Genomic DNA, 25,579 nt, shown 5'->3' with positions numbered 1-25,579 from the left:
GCGGCAACTGACACGAAACTAATAATGGATGTAGTTCCGCCGCTGACTGTAGTGTTTGAAAGACAAAAGATGGAGCATGTCGACCATATATTGATCGTCGACGACGATCGTGAAATTCGCGAACTGGTATCGAGCTATCTGAAGAAGAACGGTCTTCGGACGACGGTTGCCGCCGACGGTCGCCAGATGCGCAATTTCCTTGAAACCAGCATGGCCGATCTGATCGTCCTCGACGTGATGATGCCGGGCGATGACGGGCTGGTCCTTTGCCGGGAACTTCGGGCCGGCAAGCACAAAGCGACGCCGATCGTCATGCTGACTGCACGCGATGACGAGATGGACCGGATCATCGGGCTCGAAATGGGAGCCGACGACTATCTTCCGAAGCCTTTCGCGGCGCGCGAGCTTCTTGCCCGCATCAAGGCGGTGCTGCGGCGCACGCGAATGTTGCCGCCCAACCTTCAGATCAGCGAGGCAGGACAGCTGCTGACTTTTGGTGATTGGCGGCTCGACACAGTTGGCCGGCATCTTCTTGACGGGGACGGCACGGAGATCGCGCTAAGTGGTGCCGAATACCGGCTGCTGCGGGTCTTCATCGATCATCCCCACCGCGTGCTCAACCGCGATCAGATCCTGAACCTCACGCAGGGCCGCGACGCCGAGCTGTTCGACCGTTCGATCGACCTGTTGGTGAGCCGTCTGCGCCAGCGGCTCGGCGATGATGCGCGCGAGCCAACCTACATCAAGACGGTGCGGGCTGAAGGCTATGTCTTCTCCGTACCGGTCGAGATCTCGGTGCCCAAGACATGAGTGAGGGCGGCAAGTCCCGTTCCGGCTGGTGGCCAAGCACACTACGCGCACGCCTCTTCCTGATCCTGTTTGCCGGATTGGCGGTCGCTTATGGCCTGTCCTTCAGCATTCTTTTTGCCGAACGCTACATGTCGGCCAAGGCAGTCATGCTCGGGACACTGGAAAGCGATCTGGCAACGTCGATCGCCGTTATCGACCGGCTTCCCGCCAACGAGCGGGCCGAATGGCTGGACCGCCTGAGCCGTGGCAGCTATCGCCTTGTTCTTGGGCCGGGACTTGCCGGTGTACCGGATTTGTCGGGCCGCGGAGCGGAGATTGCGGAACGGATCGAGGAGGCGGCAGGTAAAAGGTTTCCGCTACGCGTCGAAGCCATTCCAGGCGACGGCAAGCGGCTGCAAGGCCATCTGACGCTTTCAGATGGTTCCCCGCTCACCATAGACGTGACGCCGCGCGGTGTGATGCCGTTGGCTGAATGGCTGCCATATGTCTTTGCCGCACAGATGGTGTTGCTGATCCTCTGCACCTGGTTTGCGGTGCACCAGGCAGTTCGCCCGCTTGGTGCTCTCGCGGCCGCCGCCGATGCGCTCGATCCCAACAAGAAGGGTTCTTCTCCATTGAGCGAGAGCGGGCCGAGCGAAGTCGCCGATGCGGCGCGCGCCTTCAATGCCATGCGTGACCGTATCGCCCATTACCTGGAAGAACGCGTGCAGATCCTCGCAGCGATCTCGCATGACCTGCAGACGCCGATCACACGCATGCGGCTGCGCGCCGACATGGCGGAAGACACCCCCGAAAAGGATAAGCTGGTCAGCGATCTGCGTGAAATAGAGCGGCTTGTGCAGGATGGTATCGCCTACGCCCGCAGTTCTCACCGCAATGACGAAAAGACATCTCGTATCGATCTCGCATCCTTCATCGACAGCATTGCCTACGATTACCAGGACACCGGCAAGGCCGTCACGGTTGCAGGCATCGCCCAGGGCACGGCCGTGACCAAACCGCATGCGCTGAGGCGTATCCTGACCAATTTCGTCGACAACGCCATCAAGTTTGCGGGCGCAGCCGAGATCAGCGTCGAGCGCAAAGGCGAGGGAGCTATCGTGATTACGGTCCTGGATCGTGGGCCTGGTATTCCGGACGACAAGCTGGAAGCCGCCATGCAACCGTTTTTCCGGCTTGAGACTTCGCGCAACCGGGACACAGGGGGTACAGGATTGGGACTGGCTATCGCTCAACAGCTTGCCGTGTCGGTTGGCGGCGCAGTGCGGATCTACAATCGCCCCGGCGGCGGGCTCGGCGCAGAGATATCGCTGCCCTGAAGAATGCCGGTTCTGCAAGGCATTTGTATGAGACGGTAGCCCGGCGCGCGGTCGCTACACTCTGCTACATTTCCACCCGTTTCGGAAACATGCCGGATACCTCGAGGCGTCAAAACGCTCCTGTCAACAACATCGCTGCGGCGACAGAACAAGGAGTGTTCCATGACGAAGATCGAGAAGGTTCTCTATACCGGCAAGACCCACACTACCGGCGGCCGCGACGGTGTGGCGCGGAGCGACGATGCGCAGCTCGACCTGCGCCTGTCGCCGCCGCGCAGCGGCAAGCCCGGAACCAATCCCGAGCAGCTCTTTGCGGCCGGCTGGTCTGCCTGCTTCATCGGTGCCCTGGGTCTTGCTGCGGGCAAGCGCAAGCTTTCACTTCCGGCGAATACGGCAGTCGATGCCGAAGTCGACTTTGGCGTGACAGACGGCGCCTATCTGCTGCAAGCGCGGCTGGAGGTCCGCCTTCCGGGCCTCGATCCGGAACTTGCCCGCGCGCTGATCGCGGAAGCTCATCAGACCTGCCCCTATTCGAAGGCAACAAGGGGCAATATCGCGGTCGAGCTGACCCTTGCCTAGTCTCGGAAATCCATGGAGTGTTCGATGAAATGCTTAGTCGTTGGTATGCTGGCGCTCGCCGTCTTCGCAACGCCTTGTATCTATGACGCGTTCTCGCTGGAACCATCGCCCATGGCCGCGCTCGCCGCAGCTGTTGGTCTTCAAGGGTAGAGGAACCAGTGATACGGAGAAGGAGCGGCTGCGGAAACAGCCGCTCCCCTTGCGCTGTCAGGGCTGTCGGTTTCGTGCTCAAGAAGGGCCGCTGCCTCCCAGCGCCGAGGGATCGGCTTTCAGTCGGCGTGGACAGATGCCTGGATCTCGCCTGACAAAAGGGCGTGGTCAAGGGCAATCGCTTTGAGGCGCTGGTCCATAGGTGGATTGAGGCGTCGCTCGCGCCAAAACCAGCCCGGGTGGTGGATGAGCGGTCTTGCAAGATCGAACAACGGTGTTCGGTGGATGGCGCCGTGCCAACAGGCCGGTCAATTCACTGTATCGCTGATCCCTGGCTCCTTTATGGGATCAAAAGCAGCTTACCGGTGGTCGCGCGGCTCGCCGTGTCCGCGTGCGCCTGGGCGCCTTGCGCGAGGGGATAGATTCGCCCGATGCTGACCTTGAGCGACCCATTCTCAATCCAATCAAAAAAGCTGCCTGGTGCGGGCGCGAAGGAGCTCGGACGTATGGACGTGGTCGGAAAAGACGGCGTAACCGATCCTGATGCTTTTCGGCAGGCTCATGATATCCAGCGGTCCAGGCCCTCCGAGCACCGGGCCATACCAGCAGAACGTACCTGACCGGCGAAGTGCTTCGAGCGAACCCTTAAAGGTCTGGGTCCGGAACCGTCATAGACCACTGCCACGCCCCTGCCGTCGGTCAGGCGCAGGATCTCGTCAGCGAATTCTCCCTTCGTATCCACGATGACGGCCTCGGCACCTGCCTGCTTGGCGATTGCGACCTTGCCATCGGACGATACGCGAGCGATAACGCGGCCGTCTCTCAACCTGATTATCTGTGTCAGCGCCGATCGCTAGCACGCGACCAGCCCCTTCGACACCAAGTACTTTCGGATTGGAAGTTTCCGTCCAGGCCATACCCTGGCGAACACCGATGTCCCTAAAGTTCACGCCGGCGACGGCGATTTCGACGAGAACATGTCCCGGCGTCTCACCCGCCCCCTCCCTTCCCTTGCAACCCGGCCCAGCCGGTCCGGTCGGGGGCTTGCCTCAGCGCAAGTGGACATGCCGAGTGTCGCATTTCTAAATGGCTGAAGACGCGCCCAAAGTGACATTTCAACTTTGCGCACAAACGGACATTCCAACCTTGCTACCACATCGCATTTGCCGGGTGGGGGTCGATTTCTCTCGAGTCTCAGAACGGCATGGTGACATCTTCGCCGATTTGTACGGCACCGACCCTGAGGCTTTCCCTTAGACGATCCCTGCCATCGTCCGTCATCATTCCGGCGCCGGCGCGGATTCCATCCTGCCACGCTTGCCCGCGTCCCCACGCTTCCTTGTAGACCAAAGCCACGTCGGACGCCCTCCTCGTTTGCAGAAGAGCTTCGAACAGGAGTTCAGCCTGCCTGATATCCTTGTCCCGCTTCACGGCGCTCTGGCCGTCGTTAAATCGGCGGCTGGCGACGATCAGCTTATGGACGGCGTACCGTTCAGGGGCGGGGACTGTCGTAGGGACGCCGCTCTTGTGGAGCAGTATCGTCCGCACCGGATCCCTGATCAGGAAATCGAGGAAGCGCAGCGGGTCGGCGCTGGCACCGCCGAGGGCAGGCATCTTCGCAGGCTGGTCGATGTATCCGTTCGATCCTCGGTTCGATGTTAGGAACTCCACGCGGTAACCGGAGGCCGTCTGGAAGGCCGAAGATGCTGCTGCCCCTGATCGATGGGGAACCGGTCGGAACGATGGGTCGACCGTCTGCAGCAGCTCGACGATGGGCGGCAGGCTGTCGTTCACCTCCGAAGAGACGGCGTAGTCCTGGGCGATGTCTGCATCGCCGGTCAGGATCGCCGCCATGGGCAGGCGCACCCCGAGGATGCCGCTGTAGGTTTGAAAGGCCACTGTTCCGATCAGCACGCCTCGGAGCCGGAAGAGGCCGCCCGCAGCAAGCGCTTCGACGACGTCGCCGGACATGCTGTCGGGAGCGATCATCCCCCCCTCGCGGGTCAGGGACGACACTAGGCGGCGTCTGGCGCGGAGGTCGTCCTTCTGCTCCTTAAACGTCACGACACGGCTTGCGATCTCCGGATCGTCGGCAGGGCCGACGTATCGCCGGGTCCGGCCGCCTTTTCCATCAGGCTGGTCGAAATACCAATAGCGCCGATCCTTCACGGTGACAGGCGTAAACCGGCCAGAGGATGGGAAGTCGGCGGTCCATGCAGCGTCGAGCGAGCGCTGCCCCAACTCGGCGAGCATGGTTTGATACATCAGATCGATGGCCTTCACGCTTCTTTTCTCGCATGGTTATACCTTTCCGCAAAAAGAGTATAACTTCGAAGGAGGTACGGTGCAAGAGTAGGGATGTCCGCATGGGCAGCCTTATGACTGTCATTCTCAAGTCTTGAGCGAGGCTGGATGGGCACAAGCGAAGTGCCCGAAACCATAGGTCTTGGTTTACTTTGGTCTCACTTTGAAATCAACGCACCCGACCCCCTAAAACCTTGGCTTCACGGTGTAACAGTTGCTGCCGCTTCCGGGACTTTGGTTCAGGATTTTCGCCGCCAGCGCTGCCTTGCCTGCGACAGGAAACGGCCATAGTGTTCCTGAACGACATCCGGTGTGTCCTGGATGATTGCTTCGCCCTCCTGGAAGTTTTGAAGCGCGAGACCTCAGGCAAAATGCGGACCGCATTTGCGCGTTCGTGTCTTCGCCGAAAACAGTCCGTTCGACATGACCATCTGAAATCCCGTGGATACCGCTGGTCTGATGGAAGCGACGGCCGGCCAAAATCCTGGTGGATCAAAGTCGATGAGGACGCACTCGACAACGAGTTCCACTTTCTCCGGACCGAAATCTACCGCTGGCCGGACGCCGATCCGCCCATCAAGCGGCTGACCGCCTCCAACTGACCTGCCACGGAACTTTCATCCGGCTGCGATTAGAGCCTCGGCGGCTTTGAATACGCCAAATGGCGCGGTGGGAGCAACCGGCGGAAACGCGAAGCTTTCATCTTGCGCAGCGTTGGAGCCGGTTGCGGCGATGGTCCCGGCATAGTCTGCCGGGGTCTGACATCCGAGCGATGAGTGCGGCCGGAAATGGTTATAATCCTCAGCCCATTCAGCGATGGCGCTGCGGGCATGATCGAGGCCGAAGAACAGGCTCTCGTTGAGCAACTCGTCGCGCATCCGACCGTTGAAACTCTCAACATAGCCGTTCTGCATTGGCTTGCCTGGCGCGATGTAGTGCCACTCGACCTTGTGATCCCCCGAACGGCTATCGGGCCTTTGCACCACGTCGGAGCGGTCCGTTAGATCCCCGACCCGTCGAACTGCTGGGCGTCGTCGCCTTCCCAGGGTGAGGGCATGGATGCGCGGCTGCGATTGGCGGAAGGCATCGGCATCCAGCACTTCAGCTCCGGCTCGGCATATTCAATGACGCAGCCGGGGGAGGAATCAGAGGCGCGCCACCCTTCTGCGCCGAACTGATCGCCATTCGACCAGTAGGCGAGGTCAACTTCCGCCGGCCCCTGTTCAGACGGGCGGACCGTGACGAGGATCCGACTGCCGTCTTTCGGCGCGCTTGCCATGTGGCGCCACCTGTCTGGCTCGTCCATCGTTTTCTCTCCTGCCTTGCTGCAGGTAGAGTGTCCTCGCCATCGAAAGCGGTCAACCCAAACTTTACACAAGCCATCCTCCCAAGACGAGCCGTGAAAAATTTGAATAGCCGTTCAAGAGCGGGCATGCCGTTCCATGCCCCTACGTCATACACCTGCTTTGCGGTGGGTTCGAATCGTTCAAGGCGACCGATCTAACGTCAACTCTACAAGGTCATCCAGCGGAACGATGCAGATTGAAGCCCAGGAATGCGGCGATCCTGAATGGGAGCCTGCGGGGAGAGTTGTTCAAATGTCGACTTTAATCTTGCAAGAAGTGCTCCATAAATCTTTCCCGCTACCCGCGAACAGACCAGCCGCGAAGAGTGAAACTTGCAGCGGGCGGTCGTAGCTCAGGAATTCCGCCGCCAGTTACCCGGCGTCGCGCCGACGATCGTTGAGAACACCCGGGTGAAATGGCTCTGATCCGCGAAACCGCAGGCGATCGCCACCTCGGCCAGCGGTGCGTTGGAAGCGCGAAGCAGTGCTTTGGCCCGGTTTATCCGCTCGCTGAGAAGCCACTGATACGGGGTCATTCCCATCGTTTCCCGAAATGCCCGAATGAAATAGCCCCGTGACAGATTGCAGGCCTGCGCAACGTCCGAGATCGAGATGTCGCCCTCAAGGTTTTCAAGTAGGATGCTTTTCGCCAGATCCTCATGCGAACGTGATAGGTTTCCTGCCCGGCCGGGGGCCGCATTTGGCCGTCCGCCGTAACGTTGAACCAGATAGGTCCCGATCGCAGTCGTCATCTGGTCGACGAACAGCGCGCTTGCTTCCTCCGGTCTTTCAAGTGCCGGGATCAGCGCACGAGCAAGATTAGCAAGCACGATATCCTTGGACGCTGTTTCGGCTGAAAGCGTCGTCACGCTGGCCAGTTCGGCCTCATCGGCGAACCTGATGAGCGACGTTTGCGAAATCTCGAACAAAAGAAAATCGAACGGCGTGTTCAGATCTGCTTTGTAGGCTTCGGAGAGATCGCGGATATAGATCGAATTCTCGGCGAAGTCGTGGGTCGTCGCATGATGGTGACGGAAGATGCGGCGCCTGTGGCCTCCGACCGACGAGACCCCGACGACGAAGCCTCGATCGCTTGCCGATGTCGTGACCTGATCGAGCTGGATGACGCTCGTTGCCTTGCGGAAGATTGCGATGTCTGAGCCAGCCAGGGTTTGATCGACCGACAACTGCTTGAGAGAGCACCCGAATCCGTCCTTCACTTGTCCAGCAGCAGAACCGATATGACGGGAAGGAACCTGGACCAAGACGCATTACCTCCATCTCGAAAACGCTGAATGGTGAATCCGGGCCACCGCTGTTGCGCGGGAATTCTACCATTTTCCATCAACCAGTCGAATTTTCCCGACGAGGATGCTTTTCTACAAGATAGACGCCTGAATGAAGGATAGATACATCCAAAAAGCGGAACTGAATTGCAGGCATACAACTTCCAGTTCAGACAATCGAAACAAGTGTGAGTGAATCGTTGGCGGCCGGCGACAGAATTGCGGCAAGTTTTAGAGTCAAGGCAGCCAGAGCTCTCGCGATCAGGCCGCTTCGAGAAGCGCAGCTTTCTATCGTGCATCTCACTCACGACTACGAAGACGGCGACGATCCGGTCTTCCTTCCGCCTGACGACGCGTTTCTGGTGATGTTGTACCTCGTCGATGTCGATCATTGCGACATCTGGCCGGACCGCCCCCCGGCACTCTTGAAGAGATATCCCCAAGGCTCGATTTGCCTGATCAATCTAACTGGTGGCGCAGCAATTTCCGTTCGGGGACGTTTTGAAGCGCTCGCGTTTCATATTCCGAGCGCGCATCTTGGCGAGCTTGCGGAGGAAGCTGGCGAGCCGCGGATCGATAATCTTGTGACCTGTCGTGGGGTCGACGATCCGGTGATCCGCGATCTCGGTGCAGCCCTGATGCCGATGTTCGACATGCCGGATGAGGTGAAAGACATGCTGCTTCCGCATGTCGGGCTGGCATTCAACGCCCATCTCGCGCATCGCTATGGACGTTCTCCCGCCCAGAGTCTTTCGGCCACCGGCCTGCTGACGTCCATGCAGGAAAAACGCATAAAGACGTACATAGCCGCAAACCTGTCGCGCCAGATCGGGATCGATCAGATTGCCGATGCCAGCGGATTTGCTGTGGATGAGCTTTGTTCCGGCTTCACGGCGACGACCGGACAGTCGGTTCTCGAATGGATTTCAGCATGCCGAATAAGCAAGGCAAAGCTGCATCTTAGCAGGACCGGTGAAACCATCGCCCGTGTGGCAGAAACGTGCGGGTTCCCGAACGAGGACATGTTCATCGAAACGTTCAAGCAAGCCGCAGGTGTCACTCCAGACGTGTGGCGCTCGCGTAATCGGCACTAGCCGATTTCATGGTCGATCGGTTCTCCTGAAAACCGCCATATCCTGACATTCAACATCTTCTGGTGCCGACGATCGTCGTCGGCACCATTCCGCGTACTAGGCGGCAAATTCAATCTTAGCAGCCTTGCGGTGCGAGACGAGGACGATTTTAAAGCGACCCTGTTTCGCTCCTTCTTTTACGCCTGGATGAAGGCGAGGAGATCGCCATTCAGGACATCGGCATTGACGGTCAGCATGCCGTGCGAGAAGCCGGGAAGGGTCTTCAGCGTGCCGTTCTTCAGGAGCTTGATAGCCTTGTGCGCAGCATCTGCGATTGGCACGATCTGGTCGTCCTCACCATGCAGAACCAGTGTCGGTACACTGATCGCCTTCAGGTCTTCGGTCTGGTCGGTTTCCGAAAAGGCCTTGATACCGTCATAATGGGCCTTGGCGCCGCCCATCATACCCTGACGCCACCAATTCTGAATCACGCCCTCATAGACCGTCGCACCTTCGCGGTTGAAGCCGTAGAACGGGCCAGCGGGGACATCGCGGAAGAACTGCGCGCGGTTGGCGGCCAGTGCGGAACGGAAACCGTCGAAAACTTCGATCGGCAGGCCTTCCGGATTGGAAGCAGTCTTGAGCATTAAAGGCGGTACTGCGGAAACGAGGACAGCCTTGGCGACACGGCCGGCCGGCTCGCCGTGCTTGGCCACATAACGGGCAACCTCGCCACCCCCTGTCGAATGCCCAATATGAACGGCATTCTTCAGGTCGAGCGCTTCGACGACGGCAAAGGCGTCGGCGGCGTAATGGTCCATATCGTGACCGTCGGAAACCTGCGCGGATCGGCCATGGCCGCGGCGATCATGGGCGACGACGCGATAGCCCTTTGCCAGGAAGAACAGCATCTGCGCATCCCAGTCGTCGGACGAGAGCGGCCAGCCGTGGTGAAACACGATCGGCTGCGCATCCTTCGGACCCCAGTCCTTGAAGAAGATTTCGGTGGCGTCTGTGGTTGTAACGAAGCCCATGGTGTTTTCTCCTGTTTGTGCCTGGGTGGCGGTTGAAGCGGGTGCCGCGAAGGTGGGCCGGATCGGAAGCGCGATGCCGGCGGCGAGGGCAGCGCCGGCACGAAGTGCGTCACGGCGGCTGATTGGGAACGGTCTGTCGGTCATGGCGGTTCCTGCCAGTTGGATGCAGTCGTTAGCGGCGTTGTGTTGTCTATGCAGATATAATGGAGCGATCGATCTTCTCCATCAATTGCAAGAAAAATGTCTATTTCATTGCGGCAACTGCAACAATAAAAGCCTGCAGAATGTCCGGTTTCAGATCGCCATGCCAGGTTTGTTGATGGACAGCAGATGTCGCACGATAGGCTTTTCCGGACCGCTATGGAAAGCGAGGACCTTGCTCTGCAGGTCGGCATCCGCATTCGAGACGCGCTTGTGCTGCCGCAGATGCTCCGCCCAGGATTCGACCATGAACCACTCGGTGATCTTTTCAGGATCGGCGGAGTCTTCGGTCACGCCCCAGCCATAGGCGCCGTCTCGACGACGCTCCGAGGACATGTTGTCGAGAGCATGCAGGAACTTGGCGCGGTTGTGCTTCTCGACGTGGTAGTCGATCAGGATGAGCACCGGCCCGCGGTCGTTTGCAACCGGCTGGGCAACGAGAGGCTCCGGCCAATGGTTGGACGGCACCAGATCGGCCTCGCCGGACGGGAGCTTGATCCGGTGCATCATGAAGCCGGCGACGAGCAGTCCGGTGGCTCCGATCAACAGCGTGCCAGGCACGCCGGCCGCTTCCCCGACGGCACCCCATCCAAGACTGCCGGCCGTCATCGCACCGTTGAACACCGTCAGATAGACGGCAAGACCACGGCCCCGTACCCAATTCGGCAGGACAGCCTGCGCCGCACCGTTCAGGGTGGTAAGGGCGGTAATCCAGGCAGCACCAAGGAAGAGAAGGACGACGACTGCCAGCCATTGCGGGGGAGCGAGTGAGAGTGCGGCCATGACGAGAGCCGTCACGACCGCCGAACCCAGAAGAAGGCCGTCGGAATCGAAGCGCTGACGCAAACGCGGCATCATCAGAGCCCCGCCGATGGCGCCTGCACCGACCGAACCGAGCAGAAGTCCGTAGAAGCCTGCATCCCCGCCTAGAAGCTGACGCGCGATCAGCGGAAGAAGCGCCCAGACCGCGCTGGCGAAGGCGAAGAAAATCGCCGCCCGCAGAAGCACGACGTGAAGCGGCTTGCTGGCTCGGGTGTAGCGCAGTCCGGCGCGGAACGCGCCGAAGAAGTTCTCGGACAACGCGTCATCGGCATTTTTGGCACGCGGCCACCAGACGAGTGCCGCGATGACCAGGATGTAACTTGCAACGTCTGCGCCGTAGGTCACGGCAGCTCCGAACGCGGCGAGCAGCACGCCGCCGGCAGCGGGGCCGATCGAGCGCGCGATGTTGATCCCAAGCGAGTTCAGGGCAACCGCGCCCTTCACGTCCTCGCGCGGGACCAGTTCAGGCACGATCGCCTGCCATGTCGGCCCCATCAGGGCGGCTCCGATACCGCCGAGAAAGGTCAACCCGATCAAAGCGCTGACCGAAAGCATCCCCATGTAGGACAGTACCATCAGCGATATGCTGACGCTGGTGAGCAGGAGTTGGATGGCGATCAGGAACTTGCGTCGGTCGAGGATGTCCGAGAGCACGCCCGCCGGGATCGCCAGAAGGAAGATCGGCAGGGTGCCGGCTGCCTGTACCATGGCGACGGCCGCGGGTGCCGCCGAGAGATCGGTCATCAGCCAGGAACTGGCCACGTCGCGCATGAAGCTGCCGGTGTTGCCCAGAACCGTCGCCGTCCAGAGGACAGCGAAGACAGGCTGGCGCAGCGGCGCGAAACTGCCGCCTGAAGATTTTGCGGCGCTCATTTGCCCGCTCCCTTGGTAAGGTCAGTGATGGCGACAATGAAGAAGGCGCCGACAAGACCAAGATGCTCGAAAAAGGCGTTGGTCGCCATCATCCGTTCCATGCCGGAGGGCATCTCCCAGAACCGGACGGCGACGAAGGTCGCAAGAAGCGTGAAGACGGCGAGCGCGAGTGCGCCAAGCCATCGCAGGATGCCTGACAGAATCATTGCCGAGGCTGCCAGTTCGAACGCGATGACGGCAACCGCGAAGAAGGTTGCCGGATGAAGACCGAAATGCTCCATCTCACCAATCGCACCGTGGAAATCGAAGAGCTTGGTGAGCGGCCCCTGGATATAGGCCGCGCACAGGGCAAGCAGCGCCACGAAAGTGAGTACGGGGGAGGCCGCGAGCGAAGCGAGGCCGTTGTGTCGTTGGGGTCCGGAAATCATGATCATGTCCTCACACGGCCCAGCATGCGCAACCGAGCGCGCCGAAGAAGCCCTTGAGATCGGCGATCGGCAGCTTCGATGTCCAGGCTCCGGCGTGGTCGTGGCCGTGAACGTTACAGGAACTGGCGCAGCCGCAAGTCGAGATCGCGGCCCGGCGCAGAGAATTCAGACCTGCGCCCTGCGGTTCACCCCAGGCCGCGTAGCCGCCGAACGTGCGAACGGGAGACCAGTCCGGCATGGCAGGCGGTACGTCGTTCTCGTCGAGCGCTGAGAAGTCGCCCGCACCATAGACGATCTTGCCGCCGACCATGGTCAACTGCGAGGACAGGAACGAGATCTCGTCTTCGGCGCAGCTGAAGAAGTCCTTGTCCGGCACGACGAGGTCGGCGAACTGGCCTTTTTCGATCCGGCCCTTCTTGCCTTCCTCGTTGGAGAACCAGGTGACCTTCTCCGTCCACATCCGCAGCGCCGTCTCGCGGTCGAGGCAGTTGGCGCGCGGGTAGAGCTGCATGCCGCCAACTGTCTTTCCGGTCACCATCCAGGCAAGAGAAACCCATGGATTGTAGGAAGCGACACGTGTCGCATCGGTACCTGCGGATACGTTGACGCCCTTCTCAAGCATGCGCTTGATCGGGGGCGTGGCTTCAGCGACTCCATGACCGTATCGCTCGACAAAATATTCGCCCTGATAGGCCATGCGGTGCTGTGTCGCGATGCCGCCGCCGAGCGCCGCGATCCGATCGATCGAACGATCCGAGATCGTCTCGGCGTGGTCGAAGAACCAGTTGAGACCTTCGAGCGGAATGTCCTTGTTGACCTTCTCGAAAACGTCGAGCGAACGCGAGATGGTCTCGTCATAGGTGGCATGCATGCGCCAGGGCCAGCGGTTTTCCGCAAGGACGCGAACCACTTCCTCGAGCTCGCCTTCCATCTCCGGAGCCATCTCCGGCCGTGGCTGACGGAAATCCTCGAAGTCCGCGGCCGAGAAGACGAGCATTTCGCCAGCGCCATTGTGCCGGAAGTAATCGTTTCCCTGCTTGTATTTGACCGACTGCGTCCAGTTGAGGAAGTCCTGCTTCTCTTCCTTCGGCTTCTGCGTGAACAGATTGTAGGCCAGGCGCACCGTGAGCTGGTCCTCATCCGAAAGCTTCTGGATGACCGCATAATCGTCCGGGTAGTTCTGAAAGCCGCCGCCCGCATCGATGACACCGGTGATCCCGAGACGGTTCAGTTCCCGCATGAAGTGGCGGGTGGAATTGACCTGGTATTCGAACGGGAGCTTTGGTCCCTTGGAGAGAGTTGAATAAAGAATGCCCGCATTCGGCTTCGCCAGCAGCAGCCCGGTCGGATTGCCGTTAGCGTCGCGGCTTATCTCTCCACCCGGCGGGTTCGGCGTGTCCTTGGTGTAGCCGACGGCGCGAAGGGCTGCGCCGTTCAAAAGCGCGCGGTCATAGAGGTGGAGCAGGAAGACGGGGGTATCGGGTGCGACCGCATTGATCTCGTCGATCGTTGGCAGGCGTTTTTCGGCGAACTGGTGCTCGGTGAAACCGCCGACCACGCGTACCCATTGCGGGGCCGGCGTCATCGCCACCTGTCGCTTCAGCATGTCAATCGCATCGGCGAGTGACCGAACGCCATCCCAGCGAAGCTCCATGTTGAAGTTGAGGCCACCGCGCACGACGTGAGTGTGGTTGTCGATCAGGCCCGGCAGCACGCGCTTGCCTTTAAGGTCGACGATCTTCGTGTCAGGTCCGGCGAGTGCCATCACTTCGCGGTCGGTTCCCACGTCCATGAACAGACCGTCCTTGACGGCGACCGCGGTGGCGTTCGGATTTGCGCGATCAAGCGTCGTGATCAATCCGTTGTGAAGAACGATGTCTGCGTGCATGGAGGCGGCTCCGGTCTTGATGGGATCGGCGGCATCGGCCGGTGAAAACAGATTTGAAAAGGCGAGGCTCGATGCTGCGCCCAGGAATGTGCGGCGCGTCGTCATCAGCTTTTCTCCGATGCCGGATCTTCGCGGGGGGAGGTCACCTCCAACACGTTCAGCCCGCCTTTCGGGAGGTGACCGAACATGTGCGGCTTTACCTGATGAAGCCAGGAAAGGGCAGCAGGCTCACGAGCCCAGACGCTTTTTGCCAGCGGCACGAGCTGCTCACCGACAAGGATCCCAAGCAGACCGATGAGAGCGACGACGGGCGGAGCAGGCGAACGGACATTAAGCAGGCTGTAAATCACGCCCACCAGCAGGCCGGCACTGAGGGACAGGAGATAGATTTTCATCGAGAGTGACCTTCGCTTGGGGGAAGCAATTCACTCCGGCAGATGGCGGCCTGCCGGAGTGATGACGGTTTTACTTCGCGGGGTTCGGGCCGATCCGCTTGCCATGGCTGACCCGCTCGGCGCCGCCGTGGACGTGGGTGACGGCATAGTCGATACCCATGCCGTAGGCGCCGGAATGCTCCTTCACCAGCGACGTGACCGCGTCATAGGTTTCCTTGCGGGCCCAATCGCGCTGCCATTCCAGCAGGACCTGCTGCCAGGTGACCGGAACAACACCTGCCTGCACCATGCGGTCCATCGCATATTTGTGCGCATCGACGGACGTGCCGCCGGAAGCATCCGCAACCATGTAGATTTCGTAGTCGGTGTCATTCATGCAGGAAAGCGCGAAGGTTGTGTTGCAAACTTCGGTCCACAGGCCAGCGACGACGACCTTCTTGCGGCCGTCTGCGGCGTTCTTGGCAAGCGCGTCGCGGACGTTCTGGTCGTCCCAGGAATTCATCGACGTGCGCTCGAGAATATCATTGTCGGGGACGACGGCGAGCAGTTCCGGGAAGGTGTTACCCGAGAAGCTATCGGTCTCGACGGTGGTGATGGTGGTCGGGACGTTGAAGATTCTGGCCGCCTTGGCAAGGCCGACGACGTTGTTCTTCAAGACCTGGCGATCGATCGACTGAACGCCGAAGGCCATCTGCGGCTGCTGGTCGATGAAGATGATCTGGCTGTTCTGCGGGGTGAGGACCTGAAGCTTGCTGGACATCGCGTGTCTTCCTTTGATTGGGTTGAAGGTAGGTAATAGGGCGGGGGAGGCGGCACGTCTTGAACGTTATGCCGCCGTATTGTTAGAAAGCGACGTCAGGCCGCCAGTGGTGTCAGCCCGGCCTCGATCTGGTCACGATAAGGCTCGTACCGTGCCGGCAGTTTCAAAACCTCGCCGAGATGTGCCGTGTCTTCGTCGCGGTCGAAACCAGGTTCGTTCGTGGCGATTTCGAACAGTACGCCGCCGGGTGTCCGGAAGTAGACGGCCCAGAAGTAGTCACGGTCGATGACCGGAGTCACCTGGTATCCCGTATCCATCAGGGCCTTGCGAACTTCGAGCTGCTTTGCGCGGTTCTCGACAGCAAAAGCGATGTGATGCACCGAACCTGCGCCCTGCCTTGCGAAAGGCGTTTTCGGGAGGATCTCGAGGTCTATGGTATCGGCACCATTGCCGCCTGGGATGATGAAGCGGGTGACATCTCCATCAGTCTCGGCGCGCTGGTAGCCCATGAACCCGAGCAGTTCGGAAGTGGCGGCGGTGTCATGCAGGCGGAACTTGGCACCGGAAAAGCCGCGGATACCAACGCTTTCGTCGATGCCGGCACCGTTCCAGGCCTTGCGGCCATCGTCTTCCGATTCGACGAGGGCGAACGCTTCGCCGTCCGGCCCTTTGAACAGGAGGCGTTCAGCACCGAAGGCACTGTCGGCATGCAGGTCGCTGGCTGCCTTTGCTGACAGGCGATCCCGCCAGAAGGAGAGTGAGCCCTTGGGAACTGCGAATTGCGTCTCGCTGACTTCGCCGACGCCGGGGCGGCCGCGCATTACGTCGGGAAACGGGAAGTAGGTCATGACTGAGCCGGGGGTGCCGGCCTCATCACCGTAGTAGAGGTGGTAGACGTTGGGATCGTCGAAATTCACCGTCTTCTTCACGCGGCGTAGGCCAAGGGTGTCCGTGAAGAACGCGTTGTTCTGCCGAGCATCCGATGCCATCGACGTGATGTGATGCAGTCCTTTGATATCCTTGATCATAATGTTCGCCTTCCGCCGTTGCTTCCGTTGTCTGGTGTGATTGGAAACCTACGCCTGTTGATCAGCGGCCGGAATTGCAATAATACTTGTCAATGAATTGCGCTGGGTGAAATAATAAATGAACGACTACAAGCTGCTTCGAACCTTTCTGCTGGCCGCCGAGAAGCGGAATTTCGCGCAGGTCGCGCGCGAGCTCGACATGACCCCCGCAGCCGTGACCCGGGCAATCGCTGCCTTGGAAGAAGACCTTGGTGTGCAACTCTTTGTGCGGACGACCCGCCAGGTGTCGCTGACGACCGATGGCGCGATCTTCGCCGCTCAGATACAGCCGGCGGTGCAGGCGCTCGATAACGCGCGCAAGGATGTGATGAATACCCACAAAGCGGATCATGGCCGCCTGCGGATCAGTGCGCCGACCTGGTTCGGTCAGCAGATCCTGCCACCCATCCTCTCCGCATTCAAGGAACGCTACCCGAAGATCAGCTTCGAAATCTCGCTTGCGGATGGGCTCGTGAACATTATTGACGACGATTATGATCTGGCGATCCGCATTTCCGCTGCACCCTCGGACAAGTTCACGATCTGGCGCAAGATCAGCATCGTGCGCCGTATTCTCGTCGCCGCGCCGGGCAGCCGGTTTTCCGACATGAAGCACCCCAATGAGCTCATTCCCGACGATTGCCTCGCCTATAGCGGCGACAGCAAACGGGAGACCTGGACGCTGTCGGACGGCAGTGGTAGCGCCACGATTTCTGCAGGCCGCGCATTCAGCGCCAATAGCGGGGAGATGCTGGCGAGCATGGCTGCCGACGGGGGCGGGGTCGCCATGCTGCCCAAGTTCCATGTGGCCGAGTATCTGCGTGCCGGACGGCTTGTTCACGTCCTGCGGGACTGGTCGCCGCCGGATTTATGGCTGACCCTGTACTACCCCCCGTACCAGGCGCTGCCGCCGCGTATCGCCTCGTTCTCGAGGTTCTTCGAACAACAAATCCCGGCATTTATATCAGCGATCGAATGAACTATCGCTGATTGAGGAGGTGCCTCACGCGGGCTGAGGCAGCGATCGAGAAAATCACCAATACCGTTGCGATTGGCGGCGGCGGGCATGTCGCTCGGCTCCAGCCTCACGGTATCCCACGACGCCGGTAGCGATGCCGCGAGCACGGTCACCGGTCCTTTCTCAAAGCTATTCCGGACAACGATGACGACGCCATTCCCGGGTCGATGGTGACGACGGACCCAAACGAGGCAGCCTATGCCTGGTGGCGGCCAAGCCTCAGACGATGCAGACCATCTTCCCGCTGCCGGGTCGGTTTCAATCGGGATACGATCAATGTTGCCGCCGATGCGGTTGGCGTCTATCACGCAAGTGCTGTGACATCACGCCGATCTTCATCTGCAACCCCGACGAGCCGGCGGGCAATACCAGCGAGGCCGAACAAGCTGCAGCGGATCTCCACACCAACTTCGCAGCCGGCGATCTCTGCGGCCGGCAAATCGAAATGCACAGCACGTCTTCGTCCAATCCCGGGAGGCAGATCGTCTCCGGTCTTGTCGACTGCCATCGAAGCGATGGGCGCGGCCCGAACAACTTAAAAAGGGTAGAGTAGGAGCACAGCGCCTGCCTGCCTCTGCGGCGCCGCGCAGACACCTGGCCGCTGACCATCGAGGAGACAAAGCCACGGCTTTCCTAGAACCTTCGCTTTTCGAGCAGCTCTTGTTCCGGTGTGATCGCTCTTCAGGATGCGGCTCACGAGGATGTGATTGAGGATCGGGGAATACCGGCGGCGGCTGGTGTGTCGTACGTGTGGGGCAGAAAAGAGAAGGAGTTTTTGTGATGAAGATCCATACCTTGATGACCGCGGCGGCGGTCTTGCTGATCTCCACCTACGCCGTGGCCCAGGCGGACGATCACCTTTTCCAGGCGCAACAGCATGGATTGAAGTCCGGCAGCACGGCATCTTCCACGACGCACGCCTTTACGACCAACAGTGCCGGTCACAGCGGTACCTTGGCGCCCGGCCAGGGAAGTCCGTTCACCGGTCACGACACCCAGACGCCGGCCACCGACACGGATGCCGCCAACGATCATGCCAACGTGAAGCTTCGCTGAATAGGTCAGTCGCTCAGCGCTGATTGCAGGGCCGAGTCCGTTCGGTAACCGATTTTGAAGGCGTCGGGAATGTGTTCCTTGCGCCTTCATCGTGTATGGCGAGCACTCGCAGCAACTCGCTGTGCCGTCGTCGTGTCGCGCGACTACTTTAGAATTCATCAATCATGCCGTAGCTAGAAGCATTCCGCTTGCCAAACCGTCGGCGGCAGGGCGCCTGTCGTCATATTAAGTAGCGCCCACGCGCCATCGATCGATAGTCAGCAGATCAAGTTGACGGAAGGCGCACGATCGTCGTTCATCAGCTCGTCGCCTGGAGCATTTGCGCTTTCCGTGCAGAGGGCGCAGTGATCGCGGCAAGAAGCCGACGCGGACTTTTGAAGGGCTTTCTCAACCTAGACGATCTGAGGGACTTGCGACTGGCGTTCCGAGTGGGTTTGACCGAGCGTAGGGCAGCGGCGCCGCCCTTATCGCCGGCATGCCAGCCTCCAGGCACGCGGCAATAAACGCCTCGCGGGCTGCCGTCGCGGGCGTCATTCGGTTTAATACCCGTCTGCAAGCCGAGACGGCGCCATCGTGGAATTCTCCTCGCCTGAGCGGCCATTCGTTTTCCAGGAAAACTGAGGCTTCGCAGACACTGTCAAAGGTACGTTCCAAACCGGAGTCCATTGTTATTTTCAGCGGGAGGGTCCACAGAACGTCGTGATAAGCCATCTCTTGTTGTCCTCCGTGTTCGCTACCTCTTTGCGGGTAGTGCGATAATTGGATCTGGGGAGTCGTCAGGGTATTTGCTCGAGGCGTCCACGCAGGCAGGATACTCTCAGTCCTGCGAAGCGCCATTTCATTTGTCGTTCGGACGGCGTCGGTACGAATCCGTACAGGACTGTTGGGCAGAGAGCGTGAATGTCCGTTTTTGCTCGCCACGCAAGGGTCAGCATTTTGGGAACTTATGGTAATTTTTCCGCATGCTGCCAAACGCTCGAACTTTCTACGACATAAGACGTTTGGGAGTGCAGAGCGAGGAGCATCTCAAGTTGACAGCGAGCGGAAGCACCATCGACGGGATCGACCACGCCGCCCCCAAAAATTTCCGCATCCTCGTTCTCGGCGCAATCGGCGTCGTCTACGGCGATATCGGCACAAGCCCGATTTACGCATTTCGCGAGGCGCTGCATGCCTCGAGCAGGTCATCAGATGGAACGTCAACTGAAGTGCTCGGGTTACTGTCGCTCATCGTCTGGGCACTGACCATTGTGGTAGCGATTAAGTATGTGGGCTTCGTCCTCAAGGCCGACAATAAGGGGGAAGGCGGTACGCTCTCGCTGATGACGCTTGCCATGAACAGTCTTCCGAGCCGGCCGGTCTGGGTCCTTGTCCTGGGCATCGTCGGCGCTTCGCTTTTCCTCGGGGACGCCATCATTACGCCGGCCATTTCGGTTCTCTCTGCGGTCGAGGGACTTGAGGTTGTCGCCCCGCAATTTGCCGACTGGGTCGTCGCGATAACCGTTTGCATCATCGTCGCGCTGTTCTTCGTACAGAGGTTCGGGACCGGACGGGTCGCTTCTGTGTTCGGGCCGATCACGGCGCTCTGGTTCCTGGCGCTCGGAGTCTCGGGCCTTGGGCATATCATTGACGCCCCCCAGGTTCTTGTCGCCCTTGATCCATCCTATGGCATCAGGTTTCTGATCGACCATGCGCATATTTCCATCGCTGTCCTGGGAGCCGTGTTTCTCGCCGTGACGGGTGCGGAAGCACTCTATGTCGACCTTGGACATTTCGGCCGACGACCCATTGTCTTTGCGTGGTTCGTGTTGGTCTTTCCCTGTCTCCTTCTGAACTATTTCGGGCAGGGTGCCTTCGTCCTCACCCATCTCGGCCACGTCGAGCATCCGTTCTTCGAGATGCAACCCGACTGGGCTCGCCTGCCGATGGTCATCCTTGCGACGATGGCGACGGTGATCGCCAGCCAGGCTGTGATTTCCGGAGCGTTCTCGCTGATGAGCCAGGCCATGCATCTTAACCTGCTGCCGCGATTTCACGTCCACCACACGTCGGACACCCAGGCTGGCCAGATTTTCATGCCCCAGGTCAACTTCCTGCTGCTCGTCTCGGTCATCCTGCTTGTCATAGGATTTAAAAGCTCAAGCGCGCTGTCGGCCGCCTATGGCATTGCTATCACAGGGGAGATGCTGGTCACGACGGTCCTCCTTCTCGTGGTGATGCGACAGATTTGGCGCTGGCGGGTCATTGCGGCGCTGGCTGTTGTGGTGCCCTTGTTCATCATCGATGCGGGCTTTTTCGCCGCCAACGTCGTGAAATTCCCCCAGGGCGGCTGGGTCCCCGCGGTCGTCGCGATCCTCGTCGCGTTTGTGATGCAGACCTGGATTTCTGGCCGCAAGCTGCTTTCAGACCGCACCAAGGGCGAGGACGTTCCTTTAGAGTTCCTGCTCAACAACCTGACCAAGAAGAAACACAACACGGTTCCGGGAACGGCCGTCTTTCTGACGAGCGAGGTCGCGGGCGCTCCGAAAGCCCTGCTTCACAGCCTCAAACACTACAAAGTATTGCATGAGCACAACGTCATCCTGAGTGTCGTCACGTCCAGTTCTCCTGTGGTCCCCAACGAGGAGAAGATTCATTTTGAGAGTTATAACCCGTTGTTCAGCCGGGCAATCGTCACGTTCGGATACATGGAAGAACCGAACATTCCGAGAGCCCTTATTCTTGCGCGAAAGTTGGGGTGGAAATTCGATATCATGTCGACCTCATTCTTCCTGTCACGCCGGACGATCAAACCGTCGGTCAAAGGCGGGATGCCCCTGTGGCAGGACAGGGTTTTCATCGCCCTTGCGAGGAACGCCAGCAGCGCGACCGAGTATTTCCAACTGCCGACGGGCCGCGTCGTGGAACTGGGCATTCAGGTTACCATCTAGCGACACGAGGAACAGCCGGAAGGTGTTCCATGGGAACCACGTGCATGAACCATTTGCGCTGCACAAGTTACCCAGCCCTCACCGTTGGGATGTATGCGCCGTCTCCATCCCATTGAATCTGGATATTCCTGAGCATTGAGGTCCGTGCCAGAACGGCTCCGGCAAGAGCTGGAGATTTGGCATGGCGGATGGTGACGGATTTGTTGGGCGCTTCGAGGTGGTTGAGGCGCGCCGTGGAAACCGGCGCTGGCCCAATGATTTGAAGGCTCGGATCGTGGCGGAAAGCCTCCAGCCTGGTGCACGGGTTATTGATGTTGCGCGTCGTCATGACGTTATTGCGCATCAGTTGTCGGACTGGCGGCGGCAAGCCCGTCAGGGTCTTTTGACGCTGCCGGCGGAGATGATGGCGGCCGTGCCTTGCGAACACCGCTCGCCAATTGAGCCTGCCTTTGTGCCCTTGGCAATTACGACAGAGCCGTTGCAGATTGCCGATGCATCGCCAGTTCTGGAGCCGGTCGCGACCACGTCGGGGATCGTGACCTTGGAAATCGGCTCAGACCTTGTGGTGAAAGTTCCCGGCGATGTGCCGGTTGATCGAATTGCCGCGTTGGTGCGAGCGATGCGAGGGACAGCGTGATCGTCGCGGGACAACGATTGCCGATCCTGATCGCAACGCGACCGGTGGACTTCCGCTGTGGCCATCAGGCTCTGGCCTTGATGGTACAAACCGAGCTGAAGCTCGATCCGCATTCCGGGGTCACCGTGATCTTCCGGTCGAAGCGCGGGGATCGCCTGAAAATCCTGGTATGGGATGGCAGCGGAATGGTGCTGATCTACAAGGTTCTTGAGCAGGGCAATTTTGCCTGGCCGAAGGTACAGGATGGAATGATGCGTCTGTCGCGGGCACAATACGAAGCCTTGTTCGAAGGTCTGGATTGGCGACGTGTGATGGCGCGGCGGGCGACGGCGCCGACTGCGGCAGGATGACTCACGGGTTCAGTTCGGCGTTGTTTTGTTAGCCTTTTCTGCTTCGGTTTGCTATAAAACTGCATGTCGCAGCCGATCGATCTCAGCCAGTTCCCGGACCTTCCGCCAGAGGTATTGAAGGCCTTTGCGGCGGTGCAGTTCGAGCTGTCGGTCGAGCGTGCGGCACGTCAGCACGAGCAGGCGGTGGTGGCCGAAAAGGACGCCTTCATCACCGAACTGAAGGAGCTGATCGAGAAGCTGGAAGGCCAGGTTCAGGACTATCGCCGTACGAAGTTCGGGCCTAAATCAGAAAAGCTCGATCCGACGCAGATGGAACTGGCACTGGAGGACCTTGAGACGGCGATTGCCGAAACACAGGCCCAGATCGCCTTCGTCGAGGAAAAAATTGCGGCGAGCGCAGCCAATCCAGACCATGCTGCGCCCCGCAAACAGCGCAAGGCGCGCGCTCTGCCTGAGCACCTGCCGCGGGTCGAGCGGGTGATCGAGCCCGATAGCATTGCTTGCCCGTGCGGTTGCGGCAACATGGTGCGCATTGGCGAAGACAAGACTGAGCGGTTGGATCAGATTCCGGCTTGCTATCAGGTGATCGTCACGATCCGCCCGAAATACGCGTGTCCCAAGGGCCGCGCGGGCGTCGTTCAGGCCAAGGCTCCAGCACATCTGCTGGAAGGGAGCTGGCCGACCGAAGCCCTGTTGGCGCAGATCGCCGTATCCAAGCATTCCGAACATATGCCGCTCAATCGTCAGGCAGCCGTCATGGCCCGACACGGAGTACCGATCGACCGTACGGTCCTGGCCGATTGGATGGGCCGAACGGGTGCTGCGATCGCGCCGGTTGTCGACCACATGGCCATTGTCCTGAAGCGAGGCAGCTCAAGACTTTACGTCGACGAAACTACGGCCCCGGTATTGGATCCGGGACGCGGCACAACGAAAACTGGCTATCTCTGGGCTGTTTTGCGCGATGATCGCGGCTGGAACGGATCTGCGCCCACGGGCGTGGTCTTCCACTACCGTCCTGGGCGTAAAGGCGAATATGCCGCAGAAATCCTCGACGGCTTCAACGGCACGATCCAGGTAGACGCCTATGGTGGCTATTCGCACCTCGCGACGCGAGATCGCACGGGCGGCGATCCGTTGAAGCTGGCCTTCTGTTGGGCGCATGGCCGCAGGAAACTGATCAAGGCCAAGCCAAAGAAGGGCTCGCCCATCGTTGACGAGGCGTTGCTACGTATCGCCGCTCTTTACAAGATCGAGGACAGCATCCGCGGCCGTGATCCCGAACATCGCCGGGCTGTCCGCCAACACCTGTCGCGTCCGCTGGTTGATGAGTTCTTCACCTGGTTGGCAGCTCAGGCCGCGCGTGTCTCGCACAAGTCTGACCTCGGCGTGGCCATGGCCTATATGCTGAGACGACAAGACGGCTTCCGGCTGTTCCTGGATGATGGCTGCGTCGACATCGATTCAAACCTGGTCGAAAACGCCATACGCAGCCCGGCCATGAACCGCCGCAACGCGCTGTTTGCCGGGCACGACGAGGGTGGCCGAAACTGGGCCCGCTTTGCCAGCCTGATCGGAAGCTGCAAAATGAATGGCGTCGAACCCTACGCCTACCTACGAGATCTCTTCACCAGCCTGGCAAACGGTCATCTCGCCAAAGATATCGACGCCCTCATGCCGTGGGCTTATGCCCAACGGACCAAAGCCTCATAATGAGCACGTCCGGGATTCCCCGACGTGCTCGTAGCACCGCCAACAAGCAAAAGACCTGACCAGTGAAACCGCATAATCAATGGGGCGGAGACGCCGCATACGTTGGGATCCGCCACAATGAGGCACCATCAAAAAGGATGAGGTGCCGATGAGTGGTGAAGATCAGGATCGCGTGCGTTGACGGACCCCGTGCGGATCGATTTTGAAAAACGAACCGCATGAGAACGCCAATACGCAAGGGACCGAACAATACGCCCCAAGCAAACCGGCGGCTCAGAGGTAAGATAGCCCCTGTGCGTGGATCAGCGGAGGCATCGTCAGGCTATCGATCATACTTTTGCTGCATTGCAACACAAACAATGCCGCGTTGCCGTAGCCAACAGACTGCGGGATTAGAACAAGGTTTTGTCAGCAAAGCCTTGTAATGGTGCAAGGATATCAGATGCTCAACACGCGCAATTCCAAACCGGACGATCTGGAAAGCATCGCTCGCAGTGGCGGAGCTCTCCGCCGCATGGCTGCACGCGTCCCAACCTATCTTACGGATGTGCGGGAAAATCCCGCATGGCTACCGATGTTCCTGCTAGCGCGGACAATGCCGTTTCGTAAGGCGCACTGGCTGACCGCCAAACCCGTGCGATCGAGCGCAAGTGTTGCGCCTTCGATGTTCGGGGACCTGCGAGCGGAAGCGGTCGCGGCGGAGCTTAGACGAACAGGTATCGCTACCGGTCTCACGCTGCCGGCGTCGATTCACGAGGAAATCGCTAGGTTCGGTCGCGAAACGCCGTGTTTTGGCAACTTCGATCGCAAACTTGCGTTTCTCGCCGCCGAGCACGCAGACGCCGAGCGGCGCTTCGGCCACACGATCCTGAGCGGCCATCATTTCGAGCGGGTGATGCAATGTGACGCCGCCTTGGCGGTGCAGCGCGACCCGTTGCTTCTCGACGTGGCAAGGCATTATCTCGGTGGCGAAGCCAAATTGATCACGACCCGGACATGGTGGAGCTTCCCGACCAAATCCGCCTCAGAGGCCGATCTCAGCCGCGCCTCGTTCAAGTTCCATTTCGATCTCGACGATTGGCGGATGTTGAAATTCTTCTTTTATCTCTCCGACGTCGGTACTGATGCCGGCCCGCATGTCTACGTCCGCGGCAGTCACAACCGCCGGCGCATCAAGCATCAACTGACGCTGCTCGTGGGGCATCCGGCCGATGAAGTGCTGGGTTTCTATGGTGAAGACAGCGCCATCACGTTGACCGGAAAAGCCGGCACCGGTTTTGTCGAGGATCCGTTTGGCTTTCATATGGGGACATTGGCAAAACACGCGCCGCGCCTGATGATGGAGGTTGGATTTGGCGTGTCGACGCCGTCAAAGCGCCGCTATCATGGCGAACCCGTCGTCCGGTGAGCTCGGTGGCAACTGAAAGCCGCCGCCGGCAGTCGGCCACGGAGCGCTCCATCTTGGTAACGGTGAACTGATGGACCTTTCGGATTTCCGGGACGATCCTGCGCACGAACCGCCCGTGTTTCTGCGATGAAGT

The 25,579-nt window shown here is 59.8% G+C and carries 23 protein-coding genes and 4 pseudogenes; 14 read left to right on the top strand and 13 right to left on the bottom strand.

Features of this window, described 5'->3' with window-relative positions; all coding sequences use genetic code 11:
- Nucleotides 1-69: 69 nt before the first annotated feature.
- The 4 genes from ACSQ2W_RS20855 (at nt 70) to ACSQ2W_RS20840 (ending at nt 2,858) form a co-directional block, all read left to right on the top strand.
- A complete protein-coding gene (locus ACSQ2W_RS20855) occupies nt 70-810 on the top strand; it encodes a response regulator (protein ID WP_436088955.1) in 741 nt (246 codons plus the stop codon).
- A complete protein-coding gene (locus ACSQ2W_RS20850; RefSeq protein ID WP_436088122.1) occupies nt 807-2,129 on the top strand; it encodes a sensor histidine kinase in 1,323 nt (440 codons plus the stop codon). The genes ACSQ2W_RS20855 and ACSQ2W_RS20850 overlap by 4 nt, the downstream gene beginning before the upstream one ends.
- 162 nt (nt 2,130-2,291) lie before the next feature.
- Nucleotides 2,292-2,708 carry an organic hydroperoxide resistance protein gene (locus tag ACSQ2W_RS20845; protein WP_436088121.1) on the top strand — a complete coding sequence of 139 codons (417 nt, stop codon included), beginning with the start codon at nt 2,292-2,294 and terminating at the stop codon, nt 2,706-2,708.
- Between the two features lie 24 nt (nt 2,709-2,732).
- Nucleotides 2,733-2,858: a hypothetical protein gene (locus ACSQ2W_RS20840; protein ID WP_436088120.1), complete on the top strand. Its 126-nt coding sequence runs from the start codon at nt 2,733-2,735 to the stop codon at nt 2,856-2,858.
- Nucleotides 2,859-3,198: 340 nt separating this feature from the next.
- Here the strand turns inward: ACSQ2W_RS20840 and ACSQ2W_RS20835 are convergent.
- A pseudogene (locus ACSQ2W_RS20835) lies at nt 3,199-3,844 on the bottom strand (zinc-binding dehydrogenase); the annotation flags it as partial.
- Nucleotides 3,845-4,052: 208 nt separating this feature from the next.
- Nucleotides 4,053-5,141, bottom strand: a complete 1,089-nt coding sequence (locus ACSQ2W_RS20830; protein WP_436088119.1) for a nucleotidyltransferase family protein — start codon at nt 5,139-5,141, stop codon at nt 4,053-4,055.
- 408 nt (nt 5,142-5,549) lie between these two features.
- Between ACSQ2W_RS20830 and ACSQ2W_RS20825 the strand changes: the two are divergent.
- Nucleotides 5,550-5,764: pseudogene (locus ACSQ2W_RS20825) on the top strand (3'-5' exonuclease); the annotation flags it as partial.
- Nucleotides 5,765-5,779: 15 nt separating this feature from the next.
- On the opposite strand, the pseudogene ACSQ2W_RS20820 reads toward ACSQ2W_RS20825, so the two are convergent.
- The 3 genes and pseudogenes from ACSQ2W_RS20820 to ACSQ2W_RS20810 all read right to left on the bottom strand — a co-directional run.
- Nucleotides 5,780-6,121, bottom strand: a pseudogene (locus ACSQ2W_RS20820) (integrase core domain-containing protein); the annotation flags it as partial.
- A 41-nt stretch (nt 6,122-6,162) separates the two neighbouring features.
- The gene (locus ACSQ2W_RS20815) at nt 6,163-6,468 is read right to left on the bottom strand and encodes a hypothetical protein (RefSeq protein WP_436088118.1); all 306 of its coding nucleotides are present in this window, start codon (nt 6,466-6,468) and stop codon (nt 6,163-6,165) included.
- 392 nt (nt 6,469-6,860) lie between these two features.
- The gene (locus ACSQ2W_RS20810) at nt 6,861-7,694 is read right to left on the bottom strand and encodes a helix-turn-helix domain-containing protein (protein WP_436088954.1); all 834 of its coding nucleotides are present in this window, start codon (nt 7,692-7,694) and stop codon (nt 6,861-6,863) included.
- A 299-nt stretch (nt 7,695-7,993) separates the two neighbouring features.
- On the opposite strand from ACSQ2W_RS20810, the gene ACSQ2W_RS20805 reads away from it, so the two are divergent.
- Complete coding sequence (locus ACSQ2W_RS20805) at nt 7,994-8,887, top strand: helix-turn-helix transcriptional regulator (protein ID WP_436088117.1); 894 nt, start codon at nt 7,994-7,996, stop codon at nt 8,885-8,887.
- Nucleotides 8,888-9,063: 176 nt separating this feature from the next.
- On the opposite strand, the gene ACSQ2W_RS20800 is transcribed toward ACSQ2W_RS20805, so the two are convergent.
- From ACSQ2W_RS20800 to ACSQ2W_RS20770, 7 genes are all read right to left on the bottom strand, one after another.
- Nucleotides 9,064-9,900, bottom strand: coding sequence for an alpha/beta fold hydrolase (locus ACSQ2W_RS20800; protein WP_436088953.1), 837 nt, complete (start codon nt 9,898-9,900; stop codon nt 9,064-9,066).
- 294 nt (nt 9,901-10,194) lie between these two features.
- Nucleotides 10,195-11,796 carry an MFS transporter gene (locus ACSQ2W_RS20795; RefSeq protein WP_436088116.1) on the bottom strand — a complete coding sequence of 534 codons (1,602 nt, stop codon included), beginning with the start codon at nt 11,794-11,796 and terminating at the stop codon, nt 10,195-10,197.
- Nucleotides 11,793-12,224 carry a DoxX family protein gene (locus ACSQ2W_RS20790; protein WP_436088115.1) on the bottom strand — a complete coding sequence of 144 codons (432 nt, stop codon included), beginning with the start codon at nt 12,222-12,224 and terminating at the stop codon, nt 11,793-11,795. The genes ACSQ2W_RS20795 and ACSQ2W_RS20790 overlap by 4 nt, the downstream gene beginning before the upstream one ends.
- A 10-nt stretch (nt 12,225-12,234) precedes the next feature.
- Entirely contained in the window at nt 12,235-14,217 is a 1,983-nt protein-coding gene (locus ACSQ2W_RS20785) for an amidohydrolase family protein (protein WP_436088114.1), read from the bottom strand.
- Nucleotides 14,217-14,507 carry a XapX domain-containing protein gene (locus ACSQ2W_RS20780; protein WP_436088113.1) on the bottom strand — a complete coding sequence of 97 codons (291 nt, stop codon included), beginning with the start codon at nt 14,505-14,507 and terminating at the stop codon, nt 14,217-14,219. The genes ACSQ2W_RS20785 and ACSQ2W_RS20780 overlap by 1 nt, the downstream gene beginning before the upstream one ends.
- Nucleotides 14,508-14,577: 70 nt before the next feature.
- Nucleotides 14,578-15,267 (bottom strand): hydrolase, encoded by a 690-nt coding sequence (locus tag ACSQ2W_RS20775; RefSeq protein ID WP_436088112.1) that lies wholly within the window; start codon nt 15,265-15,267, stop codon nt 14,578-14,580.
- 95 nt (nt 15,268-15,362) lie between these two features.
- Nucleotides 15,363-16,295, bottom strand: coding sequence for a VOC family protein (locus tag ACSQ2W_RS20770; RefSeq protein ID WP_436088111.1), 933 nt, complete (start codon nt 16,293-16,295; stop codon nt 15,363-15,365).
- Between the two features lie 118 nt (nt 16,296-16,413).
- On the opposite strand from ACSQ2W_RS20770, the gene ACSQ2W_RS20765 reads away from it, so the two are divergent.
- From ACSQ2W_RS20765 to ACSQ2W_RS20755, 3 genes and pseudogenes are all read left to right on the top strand, one after another.
- Complete coding sequence (locus ACSQ2W_RS20765; RefSeq protein WP_436088110.1) at nt 16,414-17,313, top strand: LysR substrate-binding domain-containing protein; 900 nt, start codon at nt 16,414-16,416, stop codon at nt 17,311-17,313.
- Between the two features lie 23 nt (nt 17,314-17,336).
- Nucleotides 17,337-17,827: pseudogene (locus ACSQ2W_RS20760) on the top strand (hypothetical protein); the annotation flags it as partial.
- A 305-nt stretch (nt 17,828-18,132) separates the two neighbouring features.
- The gene (locus tag ACSQ2W_RS20755; protein ID WP_436088109.1) at nt 18,133-18,408 is read left to right on the top strand and encodes a hypothetical protein; all 276 of its coding nucleotides are present in this window, start codon (nt 18,133-18,135) and stop codon (nt 18,406-18,408) included.
- A 387-nt stretch (nt 18,409-18,795) separates the two neighbouring features.
- Here ACSQ2W_RS20755 and ACSQ2W_RS20750 read toward each other — a convergent pair whose 3' ends face one another.
- Entirely contained in the window at nt 18,796-19,119 is a 324-nt protein-coding gene (locus tag ACSQ2W_RS20750; RefSeq protein WP_436088108.1) for a DUF982 domain-containing protein, read from the bottom strand.
- Nucleotides 19,120-19,439: 320 nt separating this feature from the next.
- On the opposite strand from ACSQ2W_RS20750, the gene ACSQ2W_RS20745 reads away from it, so the two are divergent.
- The 5 genes from ACSQ2W_RS20745 to ACSQ2W_RS20725 all read left to right on the top strand — a co-directional run bounded on the left by ACSQ2W_RS20745 (nt 19,440) and on the right by ACSQ2W_RS20725 (nt 25,446).
- On the top strand, nt 19,440-21,338 hold the full coding sequence (locus ACSQ2W_RS20745; protein ID WP_436088107.1) for a potassium transporter Kup: 1,899 nt from the start codon (nt 19,440-19,442) through the stop codon (nt 21,336-21,338).
- A 181-nt stretch (nt 21,339-21,519) separates the two neighbouring features.
- Nucleotides 21,520-21,975 carry an IS66-like element accessory protein TnpA gene (tnpA, locus tag ACSQ2W_RS20740; protein ID WP_436088106.1) on the top strand — a complete coding sequence of 152 codons (456 nt, stop codon included), beginning with the start codon at nt 21,520-21,522 and terminating at the stop codon, nt 21,973-21,975.
- Nucleotides 21,972-22,325: an IS66 family insertion sequence element accessory protein TnpB gene (gene tnpB / locus ACSQ2W_RS20735; protein WP_436088105.1), complete on the top strand. Its 354-nt coding sequence runs from the start codon at nt 21,972-21,974 to the stop codon at nt 22,323-22,325. The genes tnpA and tnpB overlap by 4 nt, the downstream gene beginning before the upstream one ends.
- A 63-nt stretch (nt 22,326-22,388) precedes the next feature.
- Complete coding sequence (gene tnpC, locus ACSQ2W_RS20730; RefSeq protein ID WP_436088104.1) at nt 22,389-24,038, top strand: IS66 family transposase; 1,650 nt, start codon at nt 22,389-22,391, stop codon at nt 24,036-24,038.
- A 442-nt stretch (nt 24,039-24,480) separates the two neighbouring features.
- Complete coding sequence (locus ACSQ2W_RS20725; protein WP_436088103.1) at nt 24,481-25,446, top strand: hypothetical protein; 966 nt, start codon at nt 24,481-24,483, stop codon at nt 25,444-25,446.
- Nucleotides 25,447-25,579 lie beyond the last annotated feature (133 nt).

Origin of the sequence: Pararhizobium sp. LjRoot255, assembly GCF_964252905.1 — a bacterium.
Taxonomy (GTDB): domain Bacteria; phylum Pseudomonadota; class Alphaproteobacteria; order Rhizobiales; family Rhizobiaceae; genus Pararhizobium.
The sequence above is the reverse complement of the archived record's forward strand: the minus strand, read 5'-3'. Positions and strand labels throughout refer to the sequence as shown.